This is a genomic window from Mordavella massiliensis (genome assembly GCF_016902415.1).
Taxonomy (GTDB): Bacteria; Bacillota; Clostridia; order Lachnospirales; family Lachnospiraceae; genus Merdimonas; species Merdimonas faecigallinarum.
Genome location: NZ_JACJLV010000121.1, coordinates 1 through 556, shown reverse-complemented (window position 1 = coordinate 556; position 556 = coordinate 1). Strand labels below are relative to the sequence as shown.

1 protein-coding gene is annotated in these 556 nt (G+C 30.4%); it reads right to left on the bottom strand.

Annotation, left to right across the window (positions count from 1 at the left end; genetic code table 11):
- On the bottom strand, nt 1-473 hold a 473-nt coding region (locus H6A13_RS13070), incomplete at its 3' end, for a hypothetical protein (RefSeq protein WP_204909960.1).
- Nucleotides 474-556 lie beyond the last annotated feature (83 nt).

Genomic DNA, 556 nt, shown 5'->3' with positions numbered 1-556 from the left:
GTCATAGTATATCGCATAATATATCCAAGTGGTGTCAAGCGATTGTTTTGTTGGTAAACATCTTGATTTTCTATAAGTAATACCTCCAATTTATCAAATCCACATTGCGACAAAATTTCGTATACTCTATTTGCTACTTCTACACCAAATACTCTATCAGTAATCAAAAACCTGCTTCCTGTAATCTTCTTCAAAATTTTAGCTGGAATACTCCCTGTCGCAAGAAAACTTTTATCTTCTAGTTGAATTTCGTTAAGGTGAAGCACATCTGGCCAATCATAATCACGGTATAGCCCTTGAGAAAAAATTTCTATTTTCCTTTTTTTCAAATTCCATGGTTGTTTACATTTATCTTTGATGATTGTAACAATCTTTTCTGCATATTGAATTGAATTTAATCCAACAAATTTAACCCTCTTTTCTTCTTCGATTATCTTTCTACTTTCTTCTTTTAGTTCATCTGCAAATCCCATAAACTTTCTTGTATGATGTTTGTAAAAGTAAAACACCATAACTTCCTTTCTTTTTAATTTTGTAGTTCAATATATTCATATAC